At 41.3% G+C, this 24,109-nt stretch carries 18 protein-coding genes; 9 read left to right on the top strand and 9 right to left on the bottom strand.

What is annotated here, in order from left to right:
- Positions 1 to 28: 28 nt before the first annotated feature.
- The 3 genes from AC21OG_RS09320 to pdxA all read right to left on the bottom strand — a co-directional run bounded on the left by AC21OG_RS09320 (position 29) and on the right by pdxA (position 3,369).
- Positions 29 to 865, bottom strand: coding sequence for a symmetrical bis(5'-nucleosyl)-tetraphosphatase (locus AC21OG_RS09320; RefSeq protein ID WP_487378045.1), 837 nt, complete (start codon positions 863 to 865; stop codon positions 29 to 31).
- 36 nt (positions 866 to 901) lie between these two features.
- Complete coding sequence (rsmA, locus tag AC21OG_RS09315; RefSeq protein WP_487378044.1) at positions 902 to 1,837, bottom strand: 16S rRNA (adenine(1518)-N(6)/adenine(1519)-N(6))-dimethyltransferase RsmA; 936 nt, start codon at positions 1,835 to 1,837, stop codon at positions 902 to 904.
- Between the two features lie 290 nt (positions 1,838 to 2,127).
- A complete protein-coding gene (pdxA, locus tag AC21OG_RS09310) occupies positions 2,128 to 3,369 on the bottom strand; it encodes a 4-hydroxythreonine-4-phosphate dehydrogenase PdxA (protein ID WP_487378124.1) in 1,242 nt (413 codons plus the stop codon).
- Positions 3,370 to 3,848: 479 nt separating this feature from the next.
- Here pdxA and dnaB point away from each other — a divergent pair, with 479 nt between their 5' ends.
- The 4 genes from dnaB (at position 3,849) to AC21OG_RS09290 (ending at position 9,215) form a co-directional block, all read left to right on the top strand.
- The gene (gene dnaB, locus AC21OG_RS09305) at positions 3,849 to 5,288 is read left to right on the top strand and encodes a replicative DNA helicase (RefSeq protein WP_487378043.1); all 1,440 of its coding nucleotides are present in this window, start codon (positions 3,849 to 3,851) and stop codon (positions 5,286 to 5,288) included.
- Between the two features lie 445 nt (positions 5,289 to 5,733).
- Entirely contained in the window at positions 5,734 to 6,786 is a 1,053-nt protein-coding gene (locus tag AC21OG_RS09300) for a threonine aldolase family protein (protein WP_487378042.1), read from the top strand.
- Positions 6,787 to 6,992: 206 nt separating this feature from the next.
- The gene (locus tag AC21OG_RS09295) at positions 6,993 to 7,793 is read left to right on the top strand and encodes an enoyl-CoA hydratase/isomerase family protein (protein ID WP_486546687.1); all 801 of its coding nucleotides are present in this window, start codon (positions 6,993 to 6,995) and stop codon (positions 7,791 to 7,793) included.
- A 486-nt stretch (positions 7,794 to 8,279) separates the two neighbouring features.
- Positions 8,280 to 9,215: an IS256 family transposase, variant Zn-binding type gene (locus AC21OG_RS09290; RefSeq protein ID WP_487377836.1), complete on the top strand. Its 936-nt coding sequence runs from the start codon at positions 8,280 to 8,282 to the stop codon at positions 9,213 to 9,215.
- A 192-nt stretch (positions 9,216 to 9,407) separates the two neighbouring features.
- Here AC21OG_RS09290 and acnB read toward each other — a convergent pair whose 3' ends face one another.
- Complete coding sequence (acnB, locus tag AC21OG_RS09285; protein ID WP_487377838.1) at positions 9,408 to 12,011, bottom strand: bifunctional aconitate hydratase 2/2-methylisocitrate dehydratase; 2,604 nt, start codon at positions 12,009 to 12,011, stop codon at positions 9,408 to 9,410.
- A 714-nt stretch (positions 12,012 to 12,725) separates the two neighbouring features.
- Between acnB and AC21OG_RS09280 the strand changes: the two genes are divergently transcribed.
- Together AC21OG_RS09280 and lipA are read left to right on the top strand one after the other, a co-directional pair.
- The gene (locus AC21OG_RS09280) at positions 12,726 to 13,121 is read left to right on the top strand and encodes a carboxymuconolactone decarboxylase family protein (RefSeq protein ID WP_487377839.1); all 396 of its coding nucleotides are present in this window, start codon (positions 12,726 to 12,728) and stop codon (positions 13,119 to 13,121) included.
- Positions 13,122 to 13,605: 484 nt separating this feature from the next.
- On the top strand, positions 13,606 to 14,649 hold the full coding sequence (lipA, locus tag AC21OG_RS09275; RefSeq protein ID WP_487377840.1) for a lipoyl synthase: 1,044 nt from the start codon (positions 13,606 to 13,608) through the stop codon (positions 14,647 to 14,649).
- 406 nt (positions 14,650 to 15,055) lie between these two features.
- Here the strand turns inward: lipA and AC21OG_RS09270 are convergent, their stop codons facing one another.
- The 3 genes from AC21OG_RS09270 to AC21OG_RS09260 all read right to left on the bottom strand — a co-directional run bounded on the left by AC21OG_RS09270 (position 15,056) and on the right by AC21OG_RS09260 (position 18,651).
- Complete coding sequence (locus tag AC21OG_RS09270) at positions 15,056 to 17,131, bottom strand: TRAP transporter permease (protein ID WP_487377936.1); 2,076 nt, start codon at positions 17,129 to 17,131, stop codon at positions 15,056 to 15,058.
- Positions 17,100 to 17,564: a DUF1850 domain-containing protein gene (locus AC21OG_RS09265; RefSeq protein WP_487377841.1), complete on the bottom strand. Its 465-nt coding sequence runs from the start codon at positions 17,562 to 17,564 to the stop codon at positions 17,100 to 17,102. Before AC21OG_RS09265 ends, AC21OG_RS09270 begins: the two co-directional genes overlap by 32 nt.
- Positions 17,565 to 17,694: 130 nt before the next feature.
- Positions 17,695 to 18,651, bottom strand: coding sequence for a TAXI family TRAP transporter solute-binding subunit (locus tag AC21OG_RS09260; protein WP_491185083.1), 957 nt, complete (start codon positions 18,649 to 18,651; stop codon positions 17,695 to 17,697).
- A gap of 528 nt (positions 18,652 to 19,179) precedes the next feature.
- Between AC21OG_RS09260 and AC21OG_RS09255 the strand changes: the two genes are divergently transcribed.
- From AC21OG_RS09255 to AC21OG_RS09245, 3 genes are all read left to right on the top strand, one after another.
- Entirely contained in the window at positions 19,180 to 20,100 is a 921-nt protein-coding gene (locus AC21OG_RS09255; RefSeq protein ID WP_487377843.1) for an alpha/beta fold hydrolase, read from the top strand.
- 253 nt (positions 20,101 to 20,353) lie between these two features.
- Positions 20,354 to 21,175 (top strand): 2,3,4,5-tetrahydropyridine-2,6-dicarboxylate N-succinyltransferase, encoded by an 822-nt coding sequence (gene dapD / locus AC21OG_RS09250; protein ID WP_487377844.1) that lies wholly within the window; start codon positions 20,354 to 20,356, stop codon positions 21,173 to 21,175.
- A gap of 353 nt (positions 21,176 to 21,528) precedes the next feature.
- Positions 21,529 to 22,332 carry a radical SAM protein gene (locus tag AC21OG_RS09245; protein ID WP_487377845.1) on the top strand — a complete coding sequence of 268 codons (804 nt, stop codon included), beginning with the start codon at positions 21,529 to 21,531 and terminating at the stop codon, positions 22,330 to 22,332.
- Positions 22,333 to 22,362: 30 nt separating this feature from the next.
- Here the strand turns inward: AC21OG_RS09245 and AC21OG_RS09240 are convergent, their stop codons facing one another.
- Both AC21OG_RS09240 and lolA read right to left on the bottom strand, forming a co-directional pair.
- Complete coding sequence (locus tag AC21OG_RS09240) at positions 22,363 to 23,010, bottom strand: TetR/AcrR family transcriptional regulator (protein WP_486546699.1); 648 nt, start codon at positions 23,008 to 23,010, stop codon at positions 22,363 to 22,365.
- A 285-nt stretch (positions 23,011 to 23,295) separates the two neighbouring features.
- The gene (gene lolA / locus AC21OG_RS09235) at positions 23,296 to 23,958 is read right to left on the bottom strand and encodes an outer membrane lipoprotein periplasmic chaperone LolA (protein ID WP_486546825.1); all 663 of its coding nucleotides are present in this window, start codon (positions 23,956 to 23,958) and stop codon (positions 23,296 to 23,298) included.
- Between the last annotated feature and the right edge of the window lie 151 nt (positions 23,959 to 24,109).

Below are 24,109 nucleotides of genomic sequence, written 5' to 3'. Positions count from 1 at the left end.
CTTTATAAGGTATAGATATTTATAAATTCTAGTTGTTAGTACAATGATCTGATGAGGTAAATATCTCACCATCTGATAGTCGGTAGGCGACCATACAGTTACCCCACACGCATCCACCGTCCAGCGCTCTGGCATAAGGCAAATCAATTTCTGCCTTTAGTGCTGCCCAGTGACCAAATAGTATTTTGCGTTTTCTAGGGACGTGCCACTCAAACCAAGGTAGAAAGCCATCTGGCATCTCATCCGACAAACTTGATTTAAAGTTAAACTCAAGACTACCATCTTCTTTACACAGTCGCATACGGGTAAAATAATTGGTAATGGCTCGAATACGTGTAAAGCCATGCAAGTCATCTGACCATGTATCCGCCTCGCCATTGTAAAGCTTCGGCAACACTCTATCTAATTGATGCAGACTACTGCGTAGCTGAACTTCGACTTCCTGAGCATAGCCTTGCGCTTGTTTGATGCTCCAATGTGGTGGAATACCGGCATGAACCATCACTGTATCGTCACTTGGGTAAACCATTAAAGGCTGTCGACGGAGCCAATTTAATAACTCATCGCAGTCTTCTGCCTCAAAGATTGACTCAGTATTGTCTTTCTTCTTAAGCGGGGCAAAGCCTCGCCAAACGGCGATTAAATTTATATCATGATTACCAAGTACGGTCTCTGCAGCGCCTTGCTCACATAAAGATTTGACATGACGCAATGTGGATAATGAGTCTTCACCTCGCGCGACAATATCTCCGACAAACCATAGTTTGTCTTGCTTAGGATCAAAATCAATTATCTTTAATAAATCCTGATATGCAGCATAACATCCTTGCAAGTCTCCGATCACATATTCGGCTCGGTAATTCATATAGTTACTCAATCAGTTATCCAAATTTTATTTAATTTATTGTTGTTGATTGGCAATGACTAAATTACTTAAATCCACGAACTCTTTTACTGATAAGGTTTCCGGTCGTGCATTGCCATCTATACCAATAGTTGCCAAGTCGTCATCTGTCAATGTCGGCATCAATGTTGACTGCTTAAAAATAGCTCGTAGGGTCTTACGACGATGGTTAAACGTTTCGCGGACGACTAAGGCAAACAGTTTTTCATCTTCCGCTTTAACGGGCTTTACTTGATGAGGGCGTAAGCGAAATACGGCACTCGTCACCTTCGGTGGAGGGTTAAACGCACCTCTGGGCACGGTTAACAGGTATTCAGTGTCACAGAAATACTGCATGATAACAGACAAACGTCCGTATATTTTACTGCCGACATCAGCGGTGATGCGCTGTACCACTTCTTTTTGCAACATAAAATGCATATCTTCAATGATATCAGCATATTCCAGCAAGGTGAACAGTAAGGGCGTCGAAATATTGTAGGGTAAATTACCGACAATACGCAATTTTTTTCCATGACTACCTGCTTCATTGCCAGCATGGGCAGTACTAACCACCTTTTCAGATTCTGCGTCTTCAGATTCTGGGTGGTTGTATAAAGTCGCATAATCAAACTGCATCGCGTTGGCATTGACAATGGTAAAGTTCGGATGGCTGTTAGCACCGATACGAATGCGTAAGCTACTCGCTAAGTCTCGATCCAGCTCAATCACGGTCATGGCGTCCACTTGTTTGAGCATTGGCTCTGTCAAGGCGCCCATACCCGGACCAATCTCGACCAAATTGTCATCTCGATTGAGTCCGATTGAATCCACAATTTGGCTAATGATACTCTCATCGTGCAAAAAGTTTTGTCCGAACCTTTTTCTTGGCTGATGTTTCGCTCGTTTTATGGCGTCATTTAAGGGGTGCTTGCTAGAGTTTGATTGTGTCATAAGTGGATATATATCGCTGAGTGAAAAAGTTTATAATAATAGCAAATCTATAAAATAACCTATCCTTGTTAAACTCGGTCAGGCTCACTGAACCTACTATTTGTAGCGTTTGTATTCGCCTTCCTTGATAGGTTAATTTCTAGATTTGGTATAACAAATTAGTTTATCATAATTAGGGGTTAGACTTAGCCTTTAAGTCTTCTGTTTATTTGAGCCGCCATATAGATCTATTTTTAGAGAACTTCTCTACTTTTAGAGCAAAGAGCTACTTTTAGAGTGAAGAGCTACTTTTAGAGTGAAGAGCGACTTATAGAAGCCACCATTTCATCTGCCATTGTTAACGCTTGCCACAGACTGCTACTACTTGCTTTAGCACTTGTGAGGTTGTTATCTGTATTATTGATGATGGATTGTCCAGCAAGATCTAAAGCAGTACCATGATCTACTGAGGTTCTAATATAAGGTAGTCCCAAAGTTAGATTGACTGTATCCCCAAACCCATGCGACTTAAGAACCGGTAACCCCTGATCATGAAACATGGCAATGACGACATCGCAGTCTTGCAAATGTCGGGGCGTAAATAAAGTATCCGCTGGCATGGCAGATGAGATATTAACGCCCTGATCTTTGAATGTTTTTAAAACCGGATTGATAATATCAATCTCCTCATGCCCCAAATGCCCACCTTCACCCGCGTGCGGGTTTAACCCGCAAACCAGTATACGCGGATTATCCAAACCAAATTTGGCCTGCATATCATCTAATACGATTTGTACTGTTTGACGCACATTGTCTGAGGTAATGGCATCAGCGACCTCTCTTAGCGGTAAATGGGTAGTCACCAGTGCCACTTTCATTGCCGTATTGGCTAGCATCATTACTACTTTGTCACAGCCACTTTGTTGCATAAAAAATTCAGTATGGCCGGTAAACATGGTGCCGTCTGCTAAGGTCAATCCTGCCTCTATCAGTACTGACTTTTGTAGCGGTCCGGTAATGATCGCCGAAGCGCAACCAGCGTAAGCCAGTTTATGCGCCAACTCCAACTGAGTAATGACCATACCCGCATTCTCAACATTCAGCTCGCCTGCCACTACTGGACTTGGACAGTCTACCTGTATGAGGTAAAACTGTGGACTTTTTGGAAAAGGGTCACTATCCACTATTTGTTTGTTGAATTGACTATTTGATTGACTGTTTAATTGTTTATTTAAGCTGCAATCATTTAGCGACTGCCCTTCGAGAGTCATTAACTCATCGGCTGTCGCGATACGATGCCAAAGATCAGCATGATGCTCATGGAAGTCTGAACCATATAGGCTATTTGCCCGTTGTATGAGAGCCTCTTCATTCGCTAACACTACCACCGGTCGATTGAGTGTCGTCAGCGAGCCCTGTATAGCCAGTTGTAATATAATATCCATACCTATTCCAGCCGGCTCACCGGTAGTGACTAAAAAGGGCGCATTTGAAGACGCATTTAAGGGCAAGTTCAAAGAGGACTTTAAAGATTTCTCACCCTTATTATTCATTAAGATTTGCGGGTTTGGTGTCTGCTGCATCACTAAACTTATCCTTTTAAAGTTAATAATTTTTATTTTTTAGTCCACGATGTCATCTGTGCAATATGATAAACTTCTTAATACTATAATCTCAATGACGTTATAACGAATATCCGACAACTACCCTAGTTTCTTACTCAATCTCGAAATCAACCTATCGAGAAAGACAAGCACCAACAAACACAAACTAAAGTCATTAAATAGTAGGTCAAATGCGTCTGACAAAGAAAGGTTGTTTTGTAGAAATAGATTGCTTTGTAGAAAAGGTATTAATCCAATCGTTTTGACATCATTCTCTATAGGCTAATTGTCTATAGGTTATTTGGCCTATAAGCTTTAAAAACTATAAGCTATTTGAAAAATATAATCGCCACCTTATAAACGTGCCACCTTATATAGATCGGCCACTCACCTTAAATATTTTGACATCCGATAAAGATACTAAAATTATGGCAGAAAGTAAGAAAAAAACTGAAAAAAATACCAATAATGATGCCGGCTTAACCGACTTATTAAGTCAGCAACCGCCGCATAATATTGATATTGAAAAAGCCTTAATTGCCTCTTTAATGAGTATTGAGGAGTCGTATGAAAAAGTCTCAGATATCGTCTCTAAAGACGACTTCTATGCAGGTCGCCACCAACATATATTTGCCGCTATCTCACACCTTGCCACGGTCGGTGAACCCTATGATACCGTTATGGTACATGATTGGCTAAGTGCTCAAAAGCTACTTAAACAGGCAGGCGGTGAAAGTTATTTGGCTGATATTTTAACTCAAAGTCCAGGTACTTTATTTAATTTAACCGCATATGCACAGCGAGTGCGTGAGCTGTCCACACTTCGCCAATTAATTACTACCGGTAATGAGATGCTAGCCCTCGCTTATGATCCCAGAGAGCGAGGTATCAGTGATATCTTGGATACTGTCGAGTCAAAAATATTTGCCATTAATGAACAGCATAACAAACGAGCTGCGCAGCGTGGGCCAGTCGAGGTCAATGACGTCTTAGCCAATGTGATCGAACAAATCGATGAGCTTAAAAACAATCCCGATGGCATGATCGGTCTACAAACGCCCTTTACAGAGCTCAATAATAAGACACAGGGACTACAATCAGGTGATCTTATTATTGTCGCTGCTCGTCCCTCAATGGGTAAGACTACCTTTGCTATGAATTTAGCAGAAGGGGTACTATTTCATGAAAATCTGCCTGTGGTAGTATTTTCAATGGAAATGCCAGCCGAATCTATCGTAATGCGTTTGCTGTCATCATGGGGTCAAATCAACCAAACCAGTTTAAGATCGGGTCAAATGAACGAAGATGAATGGGCACGTATGATGAATGCGGTCACCCATTTGCAAGAAAAGCACTTATACATTGATGACAGTACGGCCCTACCCCCCTCTGAGTTACGCTCACGCTGTCGCCGTATTGCCAAAAATCATGATGGTCAGCTGGGTATGGTCGTCGTCGATTATCTACAACTGATGAAAGTACCTAGCTTAAGTGGCAACCGCGTTGAAGAAATTTCAGAGATTTCCCGTAGTTTAAAAGCCTTAGCCCGTGAATTAAACTGCCCAGTGGTGGCACTCTCTCAGCTGAACCGAAGTCTAGAAAATCGACCGAATAAACGCCCTATTATGTCTGACTTACGTGAATCAGGCGCTATTGAACAAGATGCGGATTTGATCACCTTTATCTATCGTGATGAGGTTTATAATGAAAACTCAGATCTTAAAGGTGTGGCGGAAATTATTATAGGTAAACAACGTAATGGGCCTATTGGTACAGTACGACTTGCCTTTGAAGGTCAGTATACCCGTTTTATTAACTTAACTCCTGATCACTTTATGGCGGATGCCAGCTTTGAGAATGACGAATAGCCTGTTAAAGACCTGTATTTAAATAAAAAAACATAGAAACCTATTTTTATATACAGTCTGACCTTTAAATATGACTATCATAGTCAGTAACACATACTAAGCTACTTAATTCGTCCTTAAGTGGCTTATTTTTATTATAGGGCTTCATTATAGGGTTTTAAGATAGCCTTTTATTATACGGTTCGCGGTTTAAGGTGTTATACCACATTCAGCATTATCGTGCTTTATTACATAAGCCTCTATATCGAATCTTAAGGCCACGACTTTTGTTATTAAAATATAAAACCCTGTTCTCAACTTATTAAAACTCATTGTAGGCTGGTGCTTTTAGCCCAGTAAATCAAAACCTTTAATCAAAAATGCTGGGCTAAAGCCACAGCCTACGTTAAGAGTTGAGAATGGGATATAAAGTAAGTCATTAAGTTAATAAGAGTGAAATACCATTATGTTCCAATTTTTAAACGATTATAGCGAAACGTCTCATCCTGATATCATTGCCGCACTACAAGACTCTCACTTAAAACAGCATAAAGGCTATGGCTTTGATGACTATTCGGAGAAAGTTCGCCGCGACATTCAGACGCAACTTGGCGATGACGATATAGCGATACACTTTGGCATTACAGGTACTCAAGCCAATTTGGTGTGTATCGATGCCTTACTGTCCCCCATTGATGGGATTGTCGCTTGTGATACTGGGCATATCGCGGTAAATGAAGCAGGAGCGATCGAAGCCACGGGGCACAAAGTCATCGTTGCGCCTTCTCAAGATGGCAAACTCACCGTTGAGGCATTAGATAAAGTCAGAATACGCCATACATTTGCGCCCCATGTGGTGAGAGCCAAAGCCGTCTATATCTCAAACGCCACTGAGCTGGGGACAGTGTATAGCTATGATGAGTTAAAAAGTCTATCTGACTATTGCCGTAAGCATGATATGTATTTATTTATGGATGGAGCACGTTTGGGTGCTGCCATTGCCAGCAGCCAGAGTAACGCTGACAACCCTAATACTAACAATGCTATGACCCTAGCGGACTTTGCCGAGCTGACAGATATATTTTGGTTGGGCGGTACAAAAATGGGGGCTATGTTTGGTGAGGTGCTTATTATCCCCAATAAGAAAATTGCGACTGATTTTAATATCTATTTGAAGCGTCATGGCGGACTAATGGCAAAAGGTTATTTGTTAGCACTACAATTTGATGTACTTTTGAAAGATAATAAATATCTAGAGCTATGTCATCATGCCAATACTATGGCAAAGAAACTAGCTAGCGGTCTACAGGACTGCGGCTTTGAGCTATTTGTGCCTACCGAAAGCAATCAAGTGTTCGCGGTACTGCCACAGTCAGTGATAGAGACCTTGAAGTCAGAGTTTGAATTTTATGAATGGGAACCGCTTGAAAACGATCGTAGTATTGTTCGACTGGTGACTTCTTGGGCGACCCCAGAGACTCAAGTGGATCGCTTTATAGAACTTGCTAAACAAAATTGACCTAATGCGACACCTTTACTTAATACCTAACTGTCTTTTATTGATTAGAATGAGATGACCTTTAATGAATTATGCTGGGCTAAGGTCACAGCCTACGTGAAGCGCATAGAATGATGAATGATGAATGATGAATAATTAATGACGAATGACAAATGAGCTAAAATTCATTAATCTAACCCCCTAAAAACCCAACTAGGACCACTACTATGACTCAGCCTCAAGAGCTTGTTATATATCGTGTTGAAAATAATGTCGCCACCATTACCTTGAATGATCCAAAAAGCCTTAACGCCTTTAGCACTCAAATGAAAAATAGTGTACTAAAAGCATTAGAAGATGCTGAAGACAACGACGAGGTGCGCGTTATTATATTGCAAGGCGCAGGCGGCAACTTCTCAAGTGGTGGCGATATCAAAGAAATGCTGTCAGATGGAGTCACCAAAGAAGCAGTCTCTAATAAACTAAAAAGCATGGTAGAGGGTGCGGGTGAAGTCAGTCTTATGCTGCGAAAAATTCACAAGCCTATCATCGCCAAGCTCGAAGGCGCGGTTGCTGGTGCGGGTATGAACTTAGCCTTAACCTGCGACTTTCGCATTGCCGCTGACAACGCTAAGTTTGTACAGGCATTTGTGCACATTGGCTTAGTGCCTGATGCTGGCGGCGTTTATCTATTAAATACCTTGATTGGTCCGGCTAAGACCACGGAGCTGATTATGCTGGGTGATAAAATTAGCGCACAGGATATGGCGAACTTACATCTAGTAAATAAAGTGGTTCCTAGCGAGGAATTAGAAGAAGCTGTCATGACCCTTGCCAATCGCCTTGCCTCCCTACCTTCTGAAGCGTTAGCAACCATGAAAAATATGCTCAATGTGCATGCATATACCGGCCTTAATGAAGCCCTTGATATGGAAGTCCATCAGCAAGCGCGCATGGCTAAAACAGATGACTTTATTGAAGGGGTTACCGCCTTTATTGAAAAGCGTAAGCCCATTTATAATAAATAGTGGCAATTAAATGAATTGACTATTAAATGAATGGGTTGTGAAATATATTACCCCGTTCTCAACTTATTAAAACTCATTGTAGGCTGGTGCTTTTAGCCCAGCAAATCAAAACCTTTAATCAAAAATGCTAGGTCAAAGCCACAGCCTACGTTAAGCGTTGAGAATGGAATATATATTGATTGTGAAAAAAACTGACATGATGACATCATTCAATAGTCGTAAGAATGCGATGTCAGCCGCTAGCCTTGACTGTAGCGGTATCCTTCTAAGCTTGGTGGCGTTACAGAGGTTAGGTTTGGGGAGGCGACGCGAAGCAAGCGACTACCCAAACCCTAGCCCCTGTGCCGTCAAGCTTGGAAGATACAAGCGTAAGGCGAGAATAGCTCTATAATAATAAAACTATAGCTAAACCTGAATTGTAGGTGTAATGGACAAAATTCAGGCTGACACCCCCTTTAAAGCTATATACTATAAGTATTTGCAAGGATTGAAAGCCATGAATCAAAAAACTGCCCTTTTTGTGGTGAAAAACACACTAAAAAGAATGGTTATAAATCAGGGAAACAGCAGTACAAATGCCTTGTCTGTAATCGGCAGTTTTTAGGTGGCAAAAGGCTCAATAATACAACTTTGTGGCAAGAATATACTCAAGGTAAACAGACTTATAAACAACTTGCTCATAAGTATGGCTGTAGCATAAAGACCATACAAAGGCGACTAGATACTATTGAAATAAAGTCACTTAATAAGCTACCTTCTCGTGCCAACATAGTGATGGACACTACTTACTTTGGTAGAACGTTTGGCTTAATGGTATTTATGGACTATACAAGCAAAGCTGTATTGCATCACCGCATTATTCATTATGAGACCAACGCGCTGTATAAGCTAGGAATAGAGGATATAAAATCACAAGGTATTGATATAACAAGTATTACTTGCGATGGAAGACGAGGTCTTAACGCTTTATTTAAAGATATACCCATGCAAATGTGCCAGTTTCATCAGCTACAGATCATCACTCGATACTTAACTCGCCGACCTCAAAATATCGCTAGTATTGCACTCAGACAACTCGCTTTAAACATAAAGGATTATGATAAGACAACGTTCATTCAAGACTTGGATTGCTGGTATTTGACTCATGAGGGCTACTTAAATGAGCGTAGTATCAATACAGATACTGGTAAGACTTGGTACACCCATAAGCGTCTTAGAAGTGCCTATAGAAGCTTGCGAGTAAATAGTGAATGGTTATTCACTTATAGAGAATTAGATGACTTAAACATTCCAAATACGACCAATTCTCTAGAAGGTTTGTTTAGTGAGTTAAAACGCCAATTAAGCAGTCATAATGGACTTAATAAACAACGTAAGCTTAAGTTTATTAACAACTTTTTAATGACATACTCTGCGGGTTAGCCTGAATTTTGTCCATTAGAGACTAACCGCTCGTTTTTAGCCTGAATTTTGTCCATTACACCGAATTGTAAAAGACATCTAGAAATCCGTGGGTTACGCTTCGCTACACCGCACGATACCGCTCAAAAAAAGCCCCGCATCATTCGATACGGGGCTTTTTGCAGAATAAAACTAGTCGGCTACAAGGTCAAATTATGACAGTTGTGCCACGTTAATTTTGTCCGCTTCATCAGAGTAGGTTTCCATTCTATCGAAATTCATGTAGCGATATACTTCATCGCCCATGCTGTTTAGCATGCCAGCGTATTGCTGATATTCTTCGTTAGTAGGCAGTTTACCAAGTACAGCAGCCACCGCAGCAAGCTCTGCTGACGCAAGGTAAACGTTTGCACCTTGACCGAGACGGTTCGGGAAGTTACGGGTAGAGGTCGATACCGCAGTTGACTTAGGTGCGATACGCGCCTGGTTACCCATACAGAGTGAACAGCCTGGCATCTCAGTACGTGCGCCCGCTTGTGCGTAGACGTTGTAATAGCCTTCTTCCATCAATTGGCGTGCATCCATCTTAGTCGGTGGTGCAATCCATAGACGGGTTTTTAGACTACCTGATGGTACTTCTTGAAGCAACTTACCAGCGGCACGGAAGTGACCAATGTTCGTCATACATGAGCCGATGAATACTTCGTCAATCTTGTCGCCTGCTACGTCAGATAAGGTTTTGGCATCATCTGGATCGTTTGGACAGCACAGTACAGGCTCTTTGATTTGACTCATATCAATAGTCATATCAATGGCATATTCAGCATCAGCGTCAGCACGCATTAAGCTTGGGTTTTTGAGCCACTCTTGCATGGCTTCGATACGACGGCTCAGGGTACGGGCATCGCCATAGCCTTCAGCGATCATCCACTTAAGTAGTGTAATATTTGAGTTTAGATACTCAGTGACTGATTCTTCAGATAAGGTGATGGTACAGCCTGCGGCACTACGCTCAGCTGAGGCATCTGATAGCTCAAACGCTTGCTCAACGGTTAAGTCTTCTAAGCCTTCAATCTCAAGAATACGACCGTTGAATTCGTTAATCTTACCTTTCTTATCAACGGTTAAGTAGCCTTCTTTGATTGCTTGTAATGGAATAGCATGAACGAGGTCACGAAGTGTGATACCTGGCTGACGCTCACCAACGAAACGAACACGTACTGATTCAGGCATATCTAGTGGCATGACACCAGTCGCGGCAGCGAAAGCCACCAAACCAGAGCCTGCTGGGAATGAGATACCCATTGGGAAACGTGTATGCGAGTCACCACCAGTACCAACGGTATCAGGAAGAAGCATACGGTTTAGCCATGAATGGATAATACCATCACCTGGACGTAAGCTGACACCACCACGGTTCATGATAAAGTCAGGAAGCGTGTGCTGAGTTTCAACGTCAACAGGCTTTGGATAAGCGGCCGTGTGACAGAAAGACTGCATGACTAAATCAGCTTGGAATCCAAGGCAAGCTAAGTCTTTAAGCTCATCACGGGTCATAGGACCAGTGGTATCTTGTGAGCCGACAGTGGTCATCTTAGGCTCGCAGTACATACCTGGGCGAACGCCTTCCATACCACAAGCTTTACCGACCATTTTCTGAGCTAAAGTAAAGCCTTTATCAGAGCCGGCTGGTTGTTCTGGTTTTGCAAATACGTCTGAATGCTCAAGACCTAAGTAGTCACGAGCACGGTTAGTTAACGCACGACCAACGATCAATGGAATACGACCACCGGCACGAACTTCGTCTAGCAGGGTGTTTGAGTTAAGCTTGAAGGTTGATAAGACTTCGTCAGAATCATGCTTAGTGATTTTACCTTCATAGGGATAAACATCAAAGATATCGCCCATGTTGATGTTATCAACTTGCACATTTTCAATTGGCAAGGCGCCTGAGTCTTCCATAGTGTTATAGAAGATAGGGGCAATTTTGCCGCCTAGTACTAGGCCGCCAGCTCTTTTGTTTGGTACGTTAGGGATATCATCGCCCATTAACCAAAGTACAGAGTTAGTGGCTGACTTACGGCTTGAACCCGTACCAACCACATCACCGACATACGCTAATGGATAGCCTTTTTCTTTTAGCTCATCAATGAGCGTCATTGGACCACGGACACCCTCTTCGTCGGCTTGAATGCCGTCACGAGAGTTTTTGTGCATGGCTAATGAATGCAGTGGGATATCAGGACGGCTCCATGCGTCTTGTGCAGGTGACAAGTCGTCTGTGTTGGTCTCGCCCGTTACTTTGAAGGCAGTATACGTGGTCTTTTGTGGGACTTCTGGACGGTTTAAGAACCATTCCGCATCCGCCCAAGACTGGATAATTTCTTTTGCTTTCTCGTTACCCGCTTCAGCTTTGTCCGTCACGTCGTTAAACGCATCGAATACCAAAAGAGTTTTCTTCAAAGCAGTGGCTGCATTTTCAGCGACTTCTTCATCGTCTAATGCTTCAACAAGAGGCAGTACGTTATAGCCACCTTGCATGGTACCTAGAATATCAACTGCTTTCTTTTTATCAATCAAAGGAGACGTTGCTTCACCCTTTACGATAGCCGCTAAGAAGGCAGCTTTAACATAGGCTGCTTGGTCAACACCTGCTGGAACACGGTTGATCAACAAGTCCAATAAGAACTCTTCTTCACCCGCTGGTGGGTTTTTTAACAGCTCAACAAGATCAGCAGTCTGATGCTCAGACAGTGGTAAAGGTACTGTACCTAACTGGGCACGTTCTTCGACATGTTTACGATATGCGTCTAACACAATAAGCGTCCTCTTTGATTATTATTTGCAAGTTGGGGGGCTGCCACATAGTTTGACAAAGCTGACAAGCATTGGCGTTTAAGTATTGTCAAATATTGGCAAAAACCAGTTTTATATAATACGCACCGGTTTCATAAAATATGCCATTCACGCTCGCTGGCAATATTTGCAGCGGCTTTATTTGTAGCGACTTTGCCAAATGCTCTTTTAAAAGCGTCTATTGTCTAAAATGGTGGTGGCTTCCGTTACCTTGCAGGTGGGTTTAACTATCGCCACTAATATAGCCTAAAATGGCAAAAAAGTTAATCACCAAACTAAAATGACTGGGTCATTAAAAGCCATATTCATCATTTATTTTAAAAATGAGGTTTGAAATGAATAACTTTGTGATAGTTTTAATGGGTTGATTAGGATTTACGCAAGCATACTTGATATCACTATTAAAAAGTCGTTTTAGTCAATCTAGATTGAATGTAGTCAAAGTTTAGTAATGCGTAAGTTCAATCTCAATTTGTTAATCCTGCTTTTTACGTATTCAAGCTTTAAACGTTTCCTTTTTCTAGAATTGCTTCTGTCTATAATGGCTTCTGCCTATAATAGCCTCTTTCTTTGATATCTTCTCTAAAGCCAATATACTACGTCGTTAATGCAGCAAATCGCTCAAACCAAAATGCTCAATACAATACAAACCAGTCTATTTAAGGAAACCGTACTATGTCAGACAACAACTATGAAAATGGTCTAAAAGTCAGAACGGAGGTTATGGGAGACGCCCATGTCAAACGCTCGCTCAATGCTGCCACTCCGTTTACCCAGCCTTTACAGGACTGGATTATCGAACATGCTTGGGGCAGCACGTGGCAAGATGAGCACATCCTACCGCGTAAATATCGCTCATTAATCACCCTTGCCTTTTTGATCGCGCAAAAAAGTCCCAACGAATTGCAAGGTCATGTTAGAGGTGCAATTAACAATGGGGCGACAGTAGAAGAGATTCGAGAAGTCCTGATGCACAGCCTACCTTATTGTGGTGCTCCAGCGACGCAAGAAGCATTTCGTGCCGCCATTGCCGCTTTGACGGATATGGGAATTGATCTGGATAAAGAATAAGACGCATAATGAATCATATAAAATAAGGCTAATATGTAATTAGTCGCTCTAAAAAGGCATACAGAAACGCCAATCTCAACTTAAAGTATAAGTTGTAGCTTTTGCAATGTTTAGCTCCCTTCCTTTTTCAAAGGAAGGGTTGGGGATGGATTTTCAGTAAAAATCCCCCTTTGAAAAAGGAGGACTTGCCACCCCTTATAGTATCTTTCAATAGATTGCATAATAAAGGTAAAATTTATGAAGGATAAAGGTTAAAGAAAATAATAGTTTGATTAATTTAGTCAGACACTTGACAAACACTAGATACACTCAGAGTCATTCAACACAGTTGATACGTTGAAGTATCCGATTTAAACCTCATATCTGATATAATAACCCATCATTCCTAATATTTACTCCTATTATTAATTCGACTAAGAAAGCCCTTACGAGCGACGGTTAGATACATGACAGCCCCTCGCAAGGGTTGGGACAGAAGCTGATTATGACGACAACCGTAGAAACTTTCGTACCACAGGCCAAACCTAAGCCCAAAAAAGCAGTGCAAGGTGAGAAACTTCGTGGCTATGACAAAGTGGCACGCATCCCAATTAAGGTCATACCAACCGTTGAAGCGCCGAAAAAGCCTGACTGGATTCGGGTTAAAATGTCCTCGCCTGCAGAAGTTGACCGTATCAAAAAGACCCTTCGCAAACAAAAGCTATACACCGTTTGCGAAGAGGCGGCCTGCCCTAACCTACCTCAGTGCTTTGGCGATGGTACGGCAACCTTTATGATTATGGGCGATATCTGTACCCGTCGTTGCCCATTTTGTGATGTGGCACACGGTCGTCCTAATGAGCTAGATAAAGACGAGCCACGCCATACCGCCGAAACCATCTTAGGCTTAGGTCTTAAGTATGCGGTTATCACCTCGGTTGACCGAGATGACTTAAAAGATGGCGGCGCTCAGCATTTCGTCGATGTGATTAACGAATCAAAAGCGTTAAGTCCAAACTGTCTCATTGAAATCCTCGTCCCCGACTTCCGTGGACGTATGGAGGTCGCACTCGACTTATTGACCGAAACGCCGCCAGATGTATTCAACCACAACATCGAAACGGTGCCCCGTCTGTATAAGGCATTCCGCCCAGGATCTGACTATCAGCACTCACTAGATTTGCTAAAACAATACAAAGCCCGTCGCCCAGATATTGCGACCAAATGCGGCTTTATGGTGGGACTGGGTGAAACCGAAGAAGAGGTTTACACCTTACTAGATGACCTAAAAGCTCACGATGTTGACATGATTACCATTGGCCAATATTTACAGCCTAGTAAAAACCACGCCCCTGTCGACCGCTATGTGCATCCTGATGAATTCCAACGCTACATGGACTACGGCAAAAAGATTGGCTTCTTTAGTATTTGGGCCGGTCCTATGGTTCGCTCAAGCTATTTTGCCGACCGTCAGTTCTATGGCGAGGACTGCCCTGCCCCAATACGCAGCAAAAAAGCATTAGAGGCAGAAGGTAAACTTGGCTGCTAGCGCTAAAATGAAGTTTTAACTATTAACTAGCATATATGTGGAGCTGATCCAGCTTTACGCTACTATCTACTTGAGTGAGCAAGGCAGGTGGCTAACGTATGTACTGTCTCCTGCTTCGCGAGTCAGTACATCCTAAGCCCCTGCAACTTGCTCACCCAAGCAGTATATCCGCTTCAATCTGGGCTAAACCGCTTTTAGCTCAACGTTCATAGTCAAATTTGCACGATTTGCTGATAAGCACTAATTAAAGTTAAAGAGGTCTAATACTTAAGTATTAGATCTCTTTGTCTTTAACCGCAACTTTAATCACAACAACGACAATTTATAATTTTTAGCGTTGTACTCACCTTCCTCAATAAGCCTCGATAGGTTGCTTTTTAGCATTAATATTAAAACAAACCGAGCGTTAAATCGTCGTCACCATCACCGGCTTTTGCTTGTCCTTATTGGCCATACTATTCATCACAAAAATACCGACCACAATTACCCCGCCGATAATATCCGTCATTAATTCAGGATAAATGAGCAGTATAGCGCCAACGGCCAGTATCAGTCGGGTAATGGAATTCATTGGGCCTTTAAAGTAGCCTTCAACAGCGGCACTCAGACCTATAACACCTGTTACCGAAGTAAAGACCACGGTCACGATCTCAATGATTGGCGGTAAAGGAAACTCTTTAGCAGTAACCGCCAGACCAGCAGGGTCAATCATTAACATCGTCGGATTATAAATAAACATAAATGGCACGATAAATCCTGCCAATGCCAGTCTTAACGACTGAAAGCCTGTCTTCATCGGATCGCCACCGGCAATACCAGCCCCTGCAAAAGCTGCCAAACATACAGGCGGGGTAATATTCGCAAAGATACCAAAGTAAAAGACAAACATATGCGCCGCTAAAATAGGAATATCAAACCCTGCTAAAGCGGGGGCCGCCATCGTAGCCGTGATAATATAGGCAGGAATAGAAGGCAGTCCCATACCCAGTACCATTGACGCAAGCATCGTCAAAATAAGGGTTAGAAATAACGAACCCGCCCCTAGAGTCACAATAGATGACGTCATCACAGAGCCAAAGCTGGTTAAACTAACCACGCCTATTATTATCCCAACAACCGCACAAGCCGCCATCACCGCTAATGATTGACGTGTACCATCCTCCAACGCGCCTAGGACATCCTTAAAGCTCATACGGGTCTCAGCTCTCAGCATACTCATTACTACCGTAAAACCGATCGTATAGGCTGCCGCAAAGCCTACTGGAACAGACTTACCCAATAAGAAGACTAGAAATACAATGGGCAATAGCATGTGACCTCGCGCTTTCATCACATCTTTTATGCGAGGTAAGCTCTCTTTGGCAATGCCTTTTAAGTCGCGACGACCCGCTCTAAAATGGACCTGTGCAATAACTCCTAAGTAATACAATACCGCAGGCAGTAAGGCGGCTAAAGCGATAGTGCTATATTTAACCCCTGTTGTTTCTGCCATAATAAAGGCGCTAGCTCCCATAATCGGAGGTAACACCTGCCCGCCCACTGAAGCACTCGCCTCGACTGCCCCCGCAAAGTTTTTGTGATAGCCAACTTTTTTCATCAAAGGAATAGTAAAAGCACCAGTACCCACTACATTCGCCACAGCAGCCCCATTGATACTGCCCATAAAACCACTAGAAATCACCGCTACTTTGGCCGGACCGCCTTGTTTATGTCCTGCTATTGCCAGTGCCAAATCGTTAAATAACTGCCCCATTCCCGATCGAGATAAAAAGGCACCAAATAAGATAAATAGGAAGATAAAGGTGACAGACGCGCCAATAGCCGTTGAGTATAGACCTTCTGTTTTCAAGTATAGTTGACCGAAAATGTCCCCTATATCGTAAGCCCGGGTCAATAATCGATCAGGCATAAAGTCCAAATGGCTAAAGAAGGGGTATGCCAAGAATACCAGCGCGAATAACGGTAAAATAAACCCAGTAATACGGCGTGTACCCTCTAAGACACATAGCACCGTAATGATTGCAAAGATAATATCTAACGAGTTGGGTATGCCGCCGCGTATCGTCACAATGTCTTGATACTCTGCCATCAAATAAACGACTCCAGATAAGGACAACAGAAACAACACCCAGTCGTACCAAGCAATTCTCACTCTAGAAGATTTCTTAGTGGCAGGATAAATCACAAAAATCAGAGCAAAGCCAACGCCAACGTGGATAGCACGCTGCAATAAGGCTGGCATGGGGTTAAAAGTGATAAATAAATGAAACAATGCGTAGGCTATCGCAATAGCACTAATTATCCATCCCGCTTTGTGATGGTTTAATTTTCGGGTGATCGATTCACGATCAAACTTCTCAAGTATCTCTTGCTGTTTCTCAGCTGAAGGCGCATCTGACTCTATAATTTGAGAATGAGTATCTGATTGAGAGAGCTTAGTGTCCAACGTTTCAGATGATATCTTTTGATCGGCGTTGGGCATATTCATTGCATGACTCCTGTCGTAGTAGCGTCCATAAACTTTGCGTGCCAGCAAAGATATAAATATTGGTATAGTCGCTTACCCATTGATGAATGGGTAAGGTTTTATGTTCGATAATTATTTCAGCATTGATATTGCGTGAAATCATCCAATTCAAATAAGGCAGTTGTATATTGACTTTATAATGAACGTAGTCTGGGTAAAGCTCATTTTTTTCACCTATCGTGCCAGTTGAAGGCGTGCCAGCCCCAAAAGTTTGCAAGTAGGTATCCGTCAAAAGTAACTGATCGTTTTTTACTTGATATGATTCAATCCATGATTGCTTTTCAACGGAGTGCATCCACTTTAAGTCAAAATGGTCGCGTATGACACACTGTGCTTGATCAAATTGCACCGTTACCACAGTATACGGTGTATAAAATAAGGCTTTCACACCTAACACTATTGCTATAACAATAGCTGCAATTATAATGCCAAAAAAAAGACCAGATAAGCGAGACTGCTTACCCAGATCTTTTATCTTTACCAAACAGTGACTATATCTCACTATTGACTATTTTTTACTATTTAGCAGCGGCTTGCTCATCATAGTATTTTTTCGCACCTGGATGAATCGGCGCAACCATACCAGATTGTGCTGTCTCTAAACTAATATCAGCGGCTGCTTGGTGAGCAGTTTTTAGTTTATCTAAGCTCTCAAAAAATGTTTTGGTTAACTTGTAAACGTCATCTTCTGATAAGTCTGAGCTTACCACAAAGGCATTCATAATAGCGGCGGTAGGTATGGCCTCTTCATTACCGTAAGTACCTGCTGGTATTTCCTTAGCCGTAAAGTAAGTTTCATTTTTAGCAATTTCTGCCACTTTAGCAGGGTCAATACTGACTAATTGAAGGTCAAAACCTTGCTCCAGCTCCATCAGTGAAGAGTTCGGTAATCCGCTCGTTAAAAATGCAGCATCTAATTTACCAGACTTTAAGGCATCAGCAGCTTCTGCATATCCTAAATAATCTACTTTAACGTCTTCATAAGTCATTCCAAAACCTTGAAGTAGATTACGGGCGTTGACCTCGACTCCAGAGTTTTGCGCACCAACAGCAATACGCTTCCCTTTTAAGTCTTCGAAATTTTTGATGCCTGATTTCTTAGAGGTCACAATCTGCACATAGTTGGGGTAAAGCGCAGCGATTTGCTGAACTTTAGTGATTGGCGCGGAAAAGTTATTACGACCTAATACAGCATCATTAACCACATCGCTCATTGCAAATGCCATTTCAACTTTGCCCTGATCGATTAGGTTCATGTTTTCAACAGAAGCACCAGTAGTTTGGGTTTTTGAGTTCACACCATAAGTTGAGTTATAGGCTTCCGTTAATGACGTCCCGATAATATTGTAGGGACCTGAAGCGCCCCCTGTTGCTAGCGTCGCAAATTTAGTTTCAAGCTTATCACTTGAGGCAGCGGCTGTTGTATCGCCACCTTCAGTTGATGCTGTATCGTTTTTATCTGTGCAGGCTGTCATACCTAGGCATGACAGTAGAATGATTGATGCTAGAAGTGATTTTTTGGTAGTGCCAGTTTTAGTAAATGAAGAAGTGAATGACATAGCTATATCCTTATAAGTTTGATAATAATTCCATTTAAATGGATCCATGAATGATTATATCGTAACTGTGCAAAGGCACAATTTAATGAATGAAAGATCTTAAATGCATTCTTTAAGTATTCAATTGAAAGACTTAACATGTATTATAGTCACATTTATAACATAAAACTTAACATCCTGATACAACTTAAACCGCTAGTAACTAAATATTTCTCATTTTTACAATGTTATGACTCTCTATTAATATTGAATTTCACTGAATTTATGACTGAATTAGACTATGCGTTAACGATAGGTATTATTTTTCAAAATCACGCTAGTATTCTATATAATGGAGATAATACTAAGAGTGCTAAATGGACTTAAAAATAAATAAATTGGACTCTTAAAATATCATTTTATATCTAAGATTCTAATTCATAATCTTATTCTAAAGGACGCATCATGGCTAAGACTTTGCTTTCATCTGACCACATTCATACGTTACATCATACCTTGTATGAGCCTGAACAAGAGGCTAAAGCAACCTTGCTCATTTTACATGGCATGTGTGAACACAGAGGTCGGTATGATAAATTTGCACAATTTCTTGCTGATCGAGGTATCGCGGTATTAACCTATGATCAATTAGGTCATGGTCATAGTATTCGAAATGCGGATGAACTTGGCTATTTTGCACCGTCACATCCAGTTCAGACTGTTCTGAAAGACGTGATCATCATGGCAAATAGTTTAAAGCGACAGTACCCAGATCTGCCGCATTTTATTATGGGTCATTCGATGGGTTCATTTATAGTCCGTAATGTATTACAGGTACACAGTAGTGAGTTTGCAGGCGCTATTCTCATGGGCACTAGTGACTATAATCCGTTACTTAAAGTCGTTTTACCCCTGTCTAAAGTGCTCAATAAAGTTCAACCTAAGCGTCCTAACCCTGCCTTCTCAAAGGTAATGAACAGGCTTTTAAATAGTCAACTAAAAAGCAAATCCATCAATTCTGAATATGCATGGTTATGTTCCAATCCAGAGGCAGTGGCTGACTATGAAAAAGATCCGCTTTGTGGCTTTGACTTTACCAATAATGGCTTCTGGACTTTATTTAGCTTAATGGATACCGGGCTCTCAAAAGACTGGGCTGATACCATAGACCACGACTTCCCTATGTTATTCATTAGTGGTGAAAACGACCCTGTTGGAGATATGGGCAAAGGCATACGTAAGCTGAATAAGCGACTAAATAAACAGGGTTTTCATCATGTCGAGCAGCAGCTTTACCCCTTAATGCGCCATGAGCCACTACATGAAGTTGACAATCAACAAGTCTATCAAGATATTGTAAACTGGATTGAAAATCGACTTAAATAGCCACTTTTGATTTATAAGACTGACTTTAATAGGATTAACGTTAATAGTGTCATTTATAATAGTGTCATTTAGTGGTTTTTCAATCTTGTTATTGGTTATTGGGCGAGTTAGATTCTAAATTGAAAATTTTAATTATTAAAAACTAACACGTTAATTTGCTAAATAAGTAGAAATTAGCGACAATATGTACCGCGAAAGCCTGACACTATCTTGCGTTTATATTCACTTTCATTAACTTATTTCGGGTAAAAATATGTCATTAGAACAAATTATTGAACAAGCTTTTGAGAAACGTGCGGAATACAGCCCAACCACCATGCCCCAAGATGTTAAAGACGCTGTCAACAGTGTCCTAGACCAGTTGGATAATGGCACTTTACGTGTGGCTGAAAAGAAGGATGGAGAATGGGTTGTCAATCAGTGGGCTAAAAAAGCAGTCTTGTTATCGTTCCGTTTAAATGACAATTACCCTATGCAAACTGGTGATCACCTGCAGTTTTATGACAAAGTCCCGACTAAGTTTGCCGATTGGACTGAACAACAGTTTGCAGAAGCTGGTGTTCGCGTTGTACCGCCCGCAGTAGCCCGTCGTGGCTCTTTTATTGCTAAAGGCGTTGTATTAATGCCAAGCTATACCAATATCGGTGCCTATGTTGACGAAGGTGCGATGGTTGACACTTGGGCAACAGTTGGCTCCTGTGCTCAAATCGGTAAAAACGTGCATCTATCAGGTGGTGTTGGTATTGGCGGTGTTTTAGAGCCATTGCAAGCTAACCCAACTATTATCGAAGACAATTGCTTTATTGGCGCGCGTTCTGAGATCGTCGAAGGCGTTATTGTTGAAGAAGGGTCAGTGATTTCAATGGGAGTTTATATTGGTCAATCTACTAAGATTTATGACCGTGAAACGGGTGAGATCATGTATGGCCGTGTACCAGCTGGTTCAGTCGTTGTTTCTGGTAGTCTGCCATCAAAAGACGGTTCACATAGCTTATATTGTGCAGTAATTGTTAAGAAAGTTGATGCCCAAACCCGTTCTAAAACCAGTATAAATGAGTTATTGCGTCTGGCCTAATCAGGGCTGATTCAACGGTTTAATAAGTCGTAAAGCCGCTTTTATAATTTGGCTTAAGTTAATGAGCTAAATTGAAGGGCTAGACTAATAACATTTAAATAAGGTGCTTAGAAAATCTCTAAGCACCTTATTCGTTATATTTATTTACTCTATTAATCTTTATTCTTAATTAACTCTATTTATTCCTACTATTTAATACCCATTTAAAAATTAACCTATCGAAACAGACGAGTGCAAACACGACAAAGAGTACGTTTAATGAGTCTGACCAAGTCTAAAAAAGATAGGTTGTTTTATAGAAAACGTATCTGAGAAAATGTATCAGTATCGCATCCCTTTAAAGGCATATCCTTATGACTGACAATGAGCCTATGAGTGAAAAAACGGTATTCCCAAACCTACGCAATACAGCCATTCCAGTAACTGATCCAGAGTCAGGTCTGCGTATGACAGAGATATTCTACTCTTTGCAAGGAGAAGCACTAACCTCAGGATTGCCGACGGTGTTCGTCCGCTTAACAGGTTGTCCTCTGCGCTGTGTCTATTGTGATACTACGTATTCCTTCACGGGTGGGGAGAGATTATCCCTTGATGCCATTGTAGAGGATATTGCTCAGTATCCATGTAAGCGGGTATGTATAACCGGTGGTGAGCCTTTAGCTCAGCCTAATTGCATCGCCTTAATACAGCGATTGCTTAACGATGATTATGAAATTTCACTCGAGACGGCTGGCGCATTATCTATCGCTAAAGTGCCAAATGAAGTCAGTACGGTGATGGATATCAAAACGCCCAGTAGTGGTGAGGCCGATAAAAATTTATGGTTCAATTTGAACTATCTGACGCAGCATGATCAACTTAAATTTGTGATTATGAACCGCAGTGACTATGAGTGGGCGAAAGAGAAATTAGCTCAATACGAGCTTGATAAAAAGGTCGGTACGGTCTGGTTCTCACCGATGTTCAATGTTTATGATTCTGCTAGTGATGATGATATTACTGTTGGCGATAGTGATGGCTATAAGAATACTAGTCCTCAAGTCGAGGTTCCGAATTTAGCTCGTGAGTTAGCAGAATGGATCTTAGCAGATGCGTTACCGGTGCGGTTGCAATTACAACTACACAAGATCATTTGGGCTGATGCGAAAGGTAAATGATGCGATAGGTTAATAAGGTAATTTAAAATGCTATTCTTTATCCAGTGACTGATCTGTATTAAATAAAGTCATAATATAATGAATATGCTTATCGACTACCGCTTTAGAAAAGGGGTCAGTGCCTGACAATCGCTTATATTGAGGAGCAAAGGTAAAAATAGAGGTAACCGCCCCAATAAATAAATAACGTATATGCAAGCTGTCCCCTTTGGGTATCAAGCCTAACCTTTGAGCTTGCTTTAATATATCGAGCTCTGTATCCGAGTAAGGACTGATATATTCGTCAGTAAACCAATTTAACAAAGCTAAATCTCCTCGATTTGCTTGAATCATAAACCGATGAAACTCAGGGAACTCGGCGCTAAATTCTACATAATGTTTGAGAAGTTCACGAACCACCTCATATTGATCAACCTCCCCTAACTCCTTAAGTCGTATTTTTGACTGTTCTGTATAGGTATCGAATATGGCTTTGGCAGCAGCCTTCCATAACTCCTCTTTAGAACCAAAATGATGAGTAATTAAAGTATGATTAACCCCTGCCTGACTGGCTATCGATCTCGTTGACACCCCTTCAAAACCTGCAGTAGAAAATTCAGAAATTGCTGCTTTAAGAATCTTACACTTGGTTTGTTTTGAACGTTTTTGTTCGGATCGTTTTTCGACTTTTATGGTCATCTTTTTTCAGTCCTGACTTTCTACCCATACTCAATGTTGGTTGCTAAATCTTGTGTTAATGAATCACAACTTATGATTATAGCAATAACTAACGGTGTAATCTTTACTCTTAACGTGCCTTGTGACTAAAAACTCTTAGGTCACTCTTAGCACAAAAAATCCCAAGCAGGTTGCTTGGGATTTTTAAACTTCTTGGGACTGATTAGGTAACTTATTAAAATTACTATTTTAAGTTACTGATTGCAAGTTACTGTTTATAAATAACAATCATAGGCAAACTTAGTTTTACTGATTAATAATATCGACGCCTTTAGGAGGTGTGAATTTGAACTGGCTACTTGGAATGCTGGTATTCATTTTAACATTGTTAAATTTGATCGACGTTACCTGCCCTAAAGAATCGTTCAACACCATCATCACCGGCTTTCCCCCATTGAAGCTTACTGATAAGCTTTTAAAGTTACCAGCACTACTTTTAGGATATAAGACATAGTAGTTTTTGCTCGCATTCGGTTGAGTAATTTTAAAGTTTTGAGCAATTTTACTTGGATCACCAGATAACAATAAGGCTGGCGTATCCCCTAACTGCTGACTGGCACTTTGTTTAGTAACTTGTTCTAAATCCTTATCATATACCCATAATGCACTACCATCGGTTACTATTAATTGCTCAAATGGAGAGGTAATATTCCAGCGGAAGTTATTTGGACGCTGCAAGCTCATATTTCCTGAGAATGTCCCATTTTTTGCACTTAATCTACTTTGATTACCATTTGCCCCTTTGGTAGTTTGGGTAAAATTAGCAGTCATACTTTTCGTTGCACTAAGTAATGTATTGAGACGTTTAGCAGCGGTTAGATTATCTGCAGCGCTAGCCGCCTGAGCAGCTTGTGATATCGCCATCATCGGCATACCCAATATAAGCGATGCAGACAATGCTGTGCCCATCACTGTTTTTAAGATAGGCGTTACTTTATTATTTGATTTTGAATGATTCGATTTTGTCGGGGTTTGCATAGTATTTTTTAAATTATTTAGCATAATTGGATTTTCCTTAAAGTATGACTTACCTCAAGATAGAGGTAATAGAGTAAAAATA

It is taken from the genome of Psychrobacter sp. CX5, from assembly GCF_057621535.2.
The sequence above is the reverse complement of the archived record's forward strand: the minus strand, read 5'-3'. Positions and strand labels throughout refer to the sequence as shown.

Coding starts and splice junctions, on each gene's coding strand:
- AC21OG_RS09320 (WP_487378045.1), bottom strand. CDS start 865: ATGAATTACCGAGCCGAATATGTGATCGGAGACTTGCAAGGATGTTAT.
- rsmA (WP_487378044.1), bottom strand. CDS start 1,837: ATGACACAATCAAACTCTAGCAAGCACCCCTTAAATGACGCCATAAAA.
- pdxA (WP_487378124.1), bottom strand. CDS start 3,369: ATGAATAATAAGGGTGAGAAATCTTTAAAGTCCTCTTTGAACTTGCCC.
- dnaB (WP_487378043.1), top strand. CDS start 3,849: ATGGCAGAAAGTAAGAAAAAAACTGAAAAAAATACCAATAATGATGCC.
- AC21OG_RS09300 (WP_487378042.1), top strand. CDS start 5,734: ATGTTCCAATTTTTAAACGATTATAGCGAAACGTCTCATCCTGATATC.
- AC21OG_RS09295 (WP_486546687.1), top strand. CDS start 6,993: ATGACTCAGCCTCAAGAGCTTGTTATATATCGTGTTGAAAATAATGTC.
- AC21OG_RS09280 (WP_487377839.1), top strand. CDS start 12,726: ATGTCAGACAACAACTATGAAAATGGTCTAAAAGTCAGAACGGAGGTT.
- lipA (WP_487377840.1), top strand. CDS start 13,606: ATGACGACAACCGTAGAAACTTTCGTACCACAGGCCAAACCTAAGCCC.
- AC21OG_RS09270 (WP_487377936.1), bottom strand. CDS start 17,131: ATGCCCAACGCCGATCAAAAGATATCATCTGAAACGTTGGACACTAAG.
- AC21OG_RS09260 (WP_491185083.1), bottom strand. CDS start 18,651: ATGACAGCCTGCACAGATAAAAACGATACAGCATCAACTGAAGGTGGC.
- AC21OG_RS09255 (WP_487377843.1), top strand. CDS start 19,180: ATGGCTAAGACTTTGCTTTCATCTGACCACATTCATACGTTACATCAT.
- dapD (WP_487377844.1), top strand. CDS start 20,354: ATGTCATTAGAACAAATTATTGAACAAGCTTTTGAGAAACGTGCGGAA.
- AC21OG_RS09245 (WP_487377845.1), top strand. CDS start 21,529: ATGACTGACAATGAGCCTATGAGTGAAAAAACGGTATTCCCAAACCTA.
- AC21OG_RS09240 (WP_486546699.1), bottom strand. CDS start 23,010: ATGACCATAAAAGTCGAAAAACGATCCGAACAAAAACGTTCAAAACAA.
- lolA (WP_486546825.1), bottom strand. CDS start 23,958: ATGGGCACAGCATTGTCTGCATCGCTTATATTGGGTATGCCGATGATG.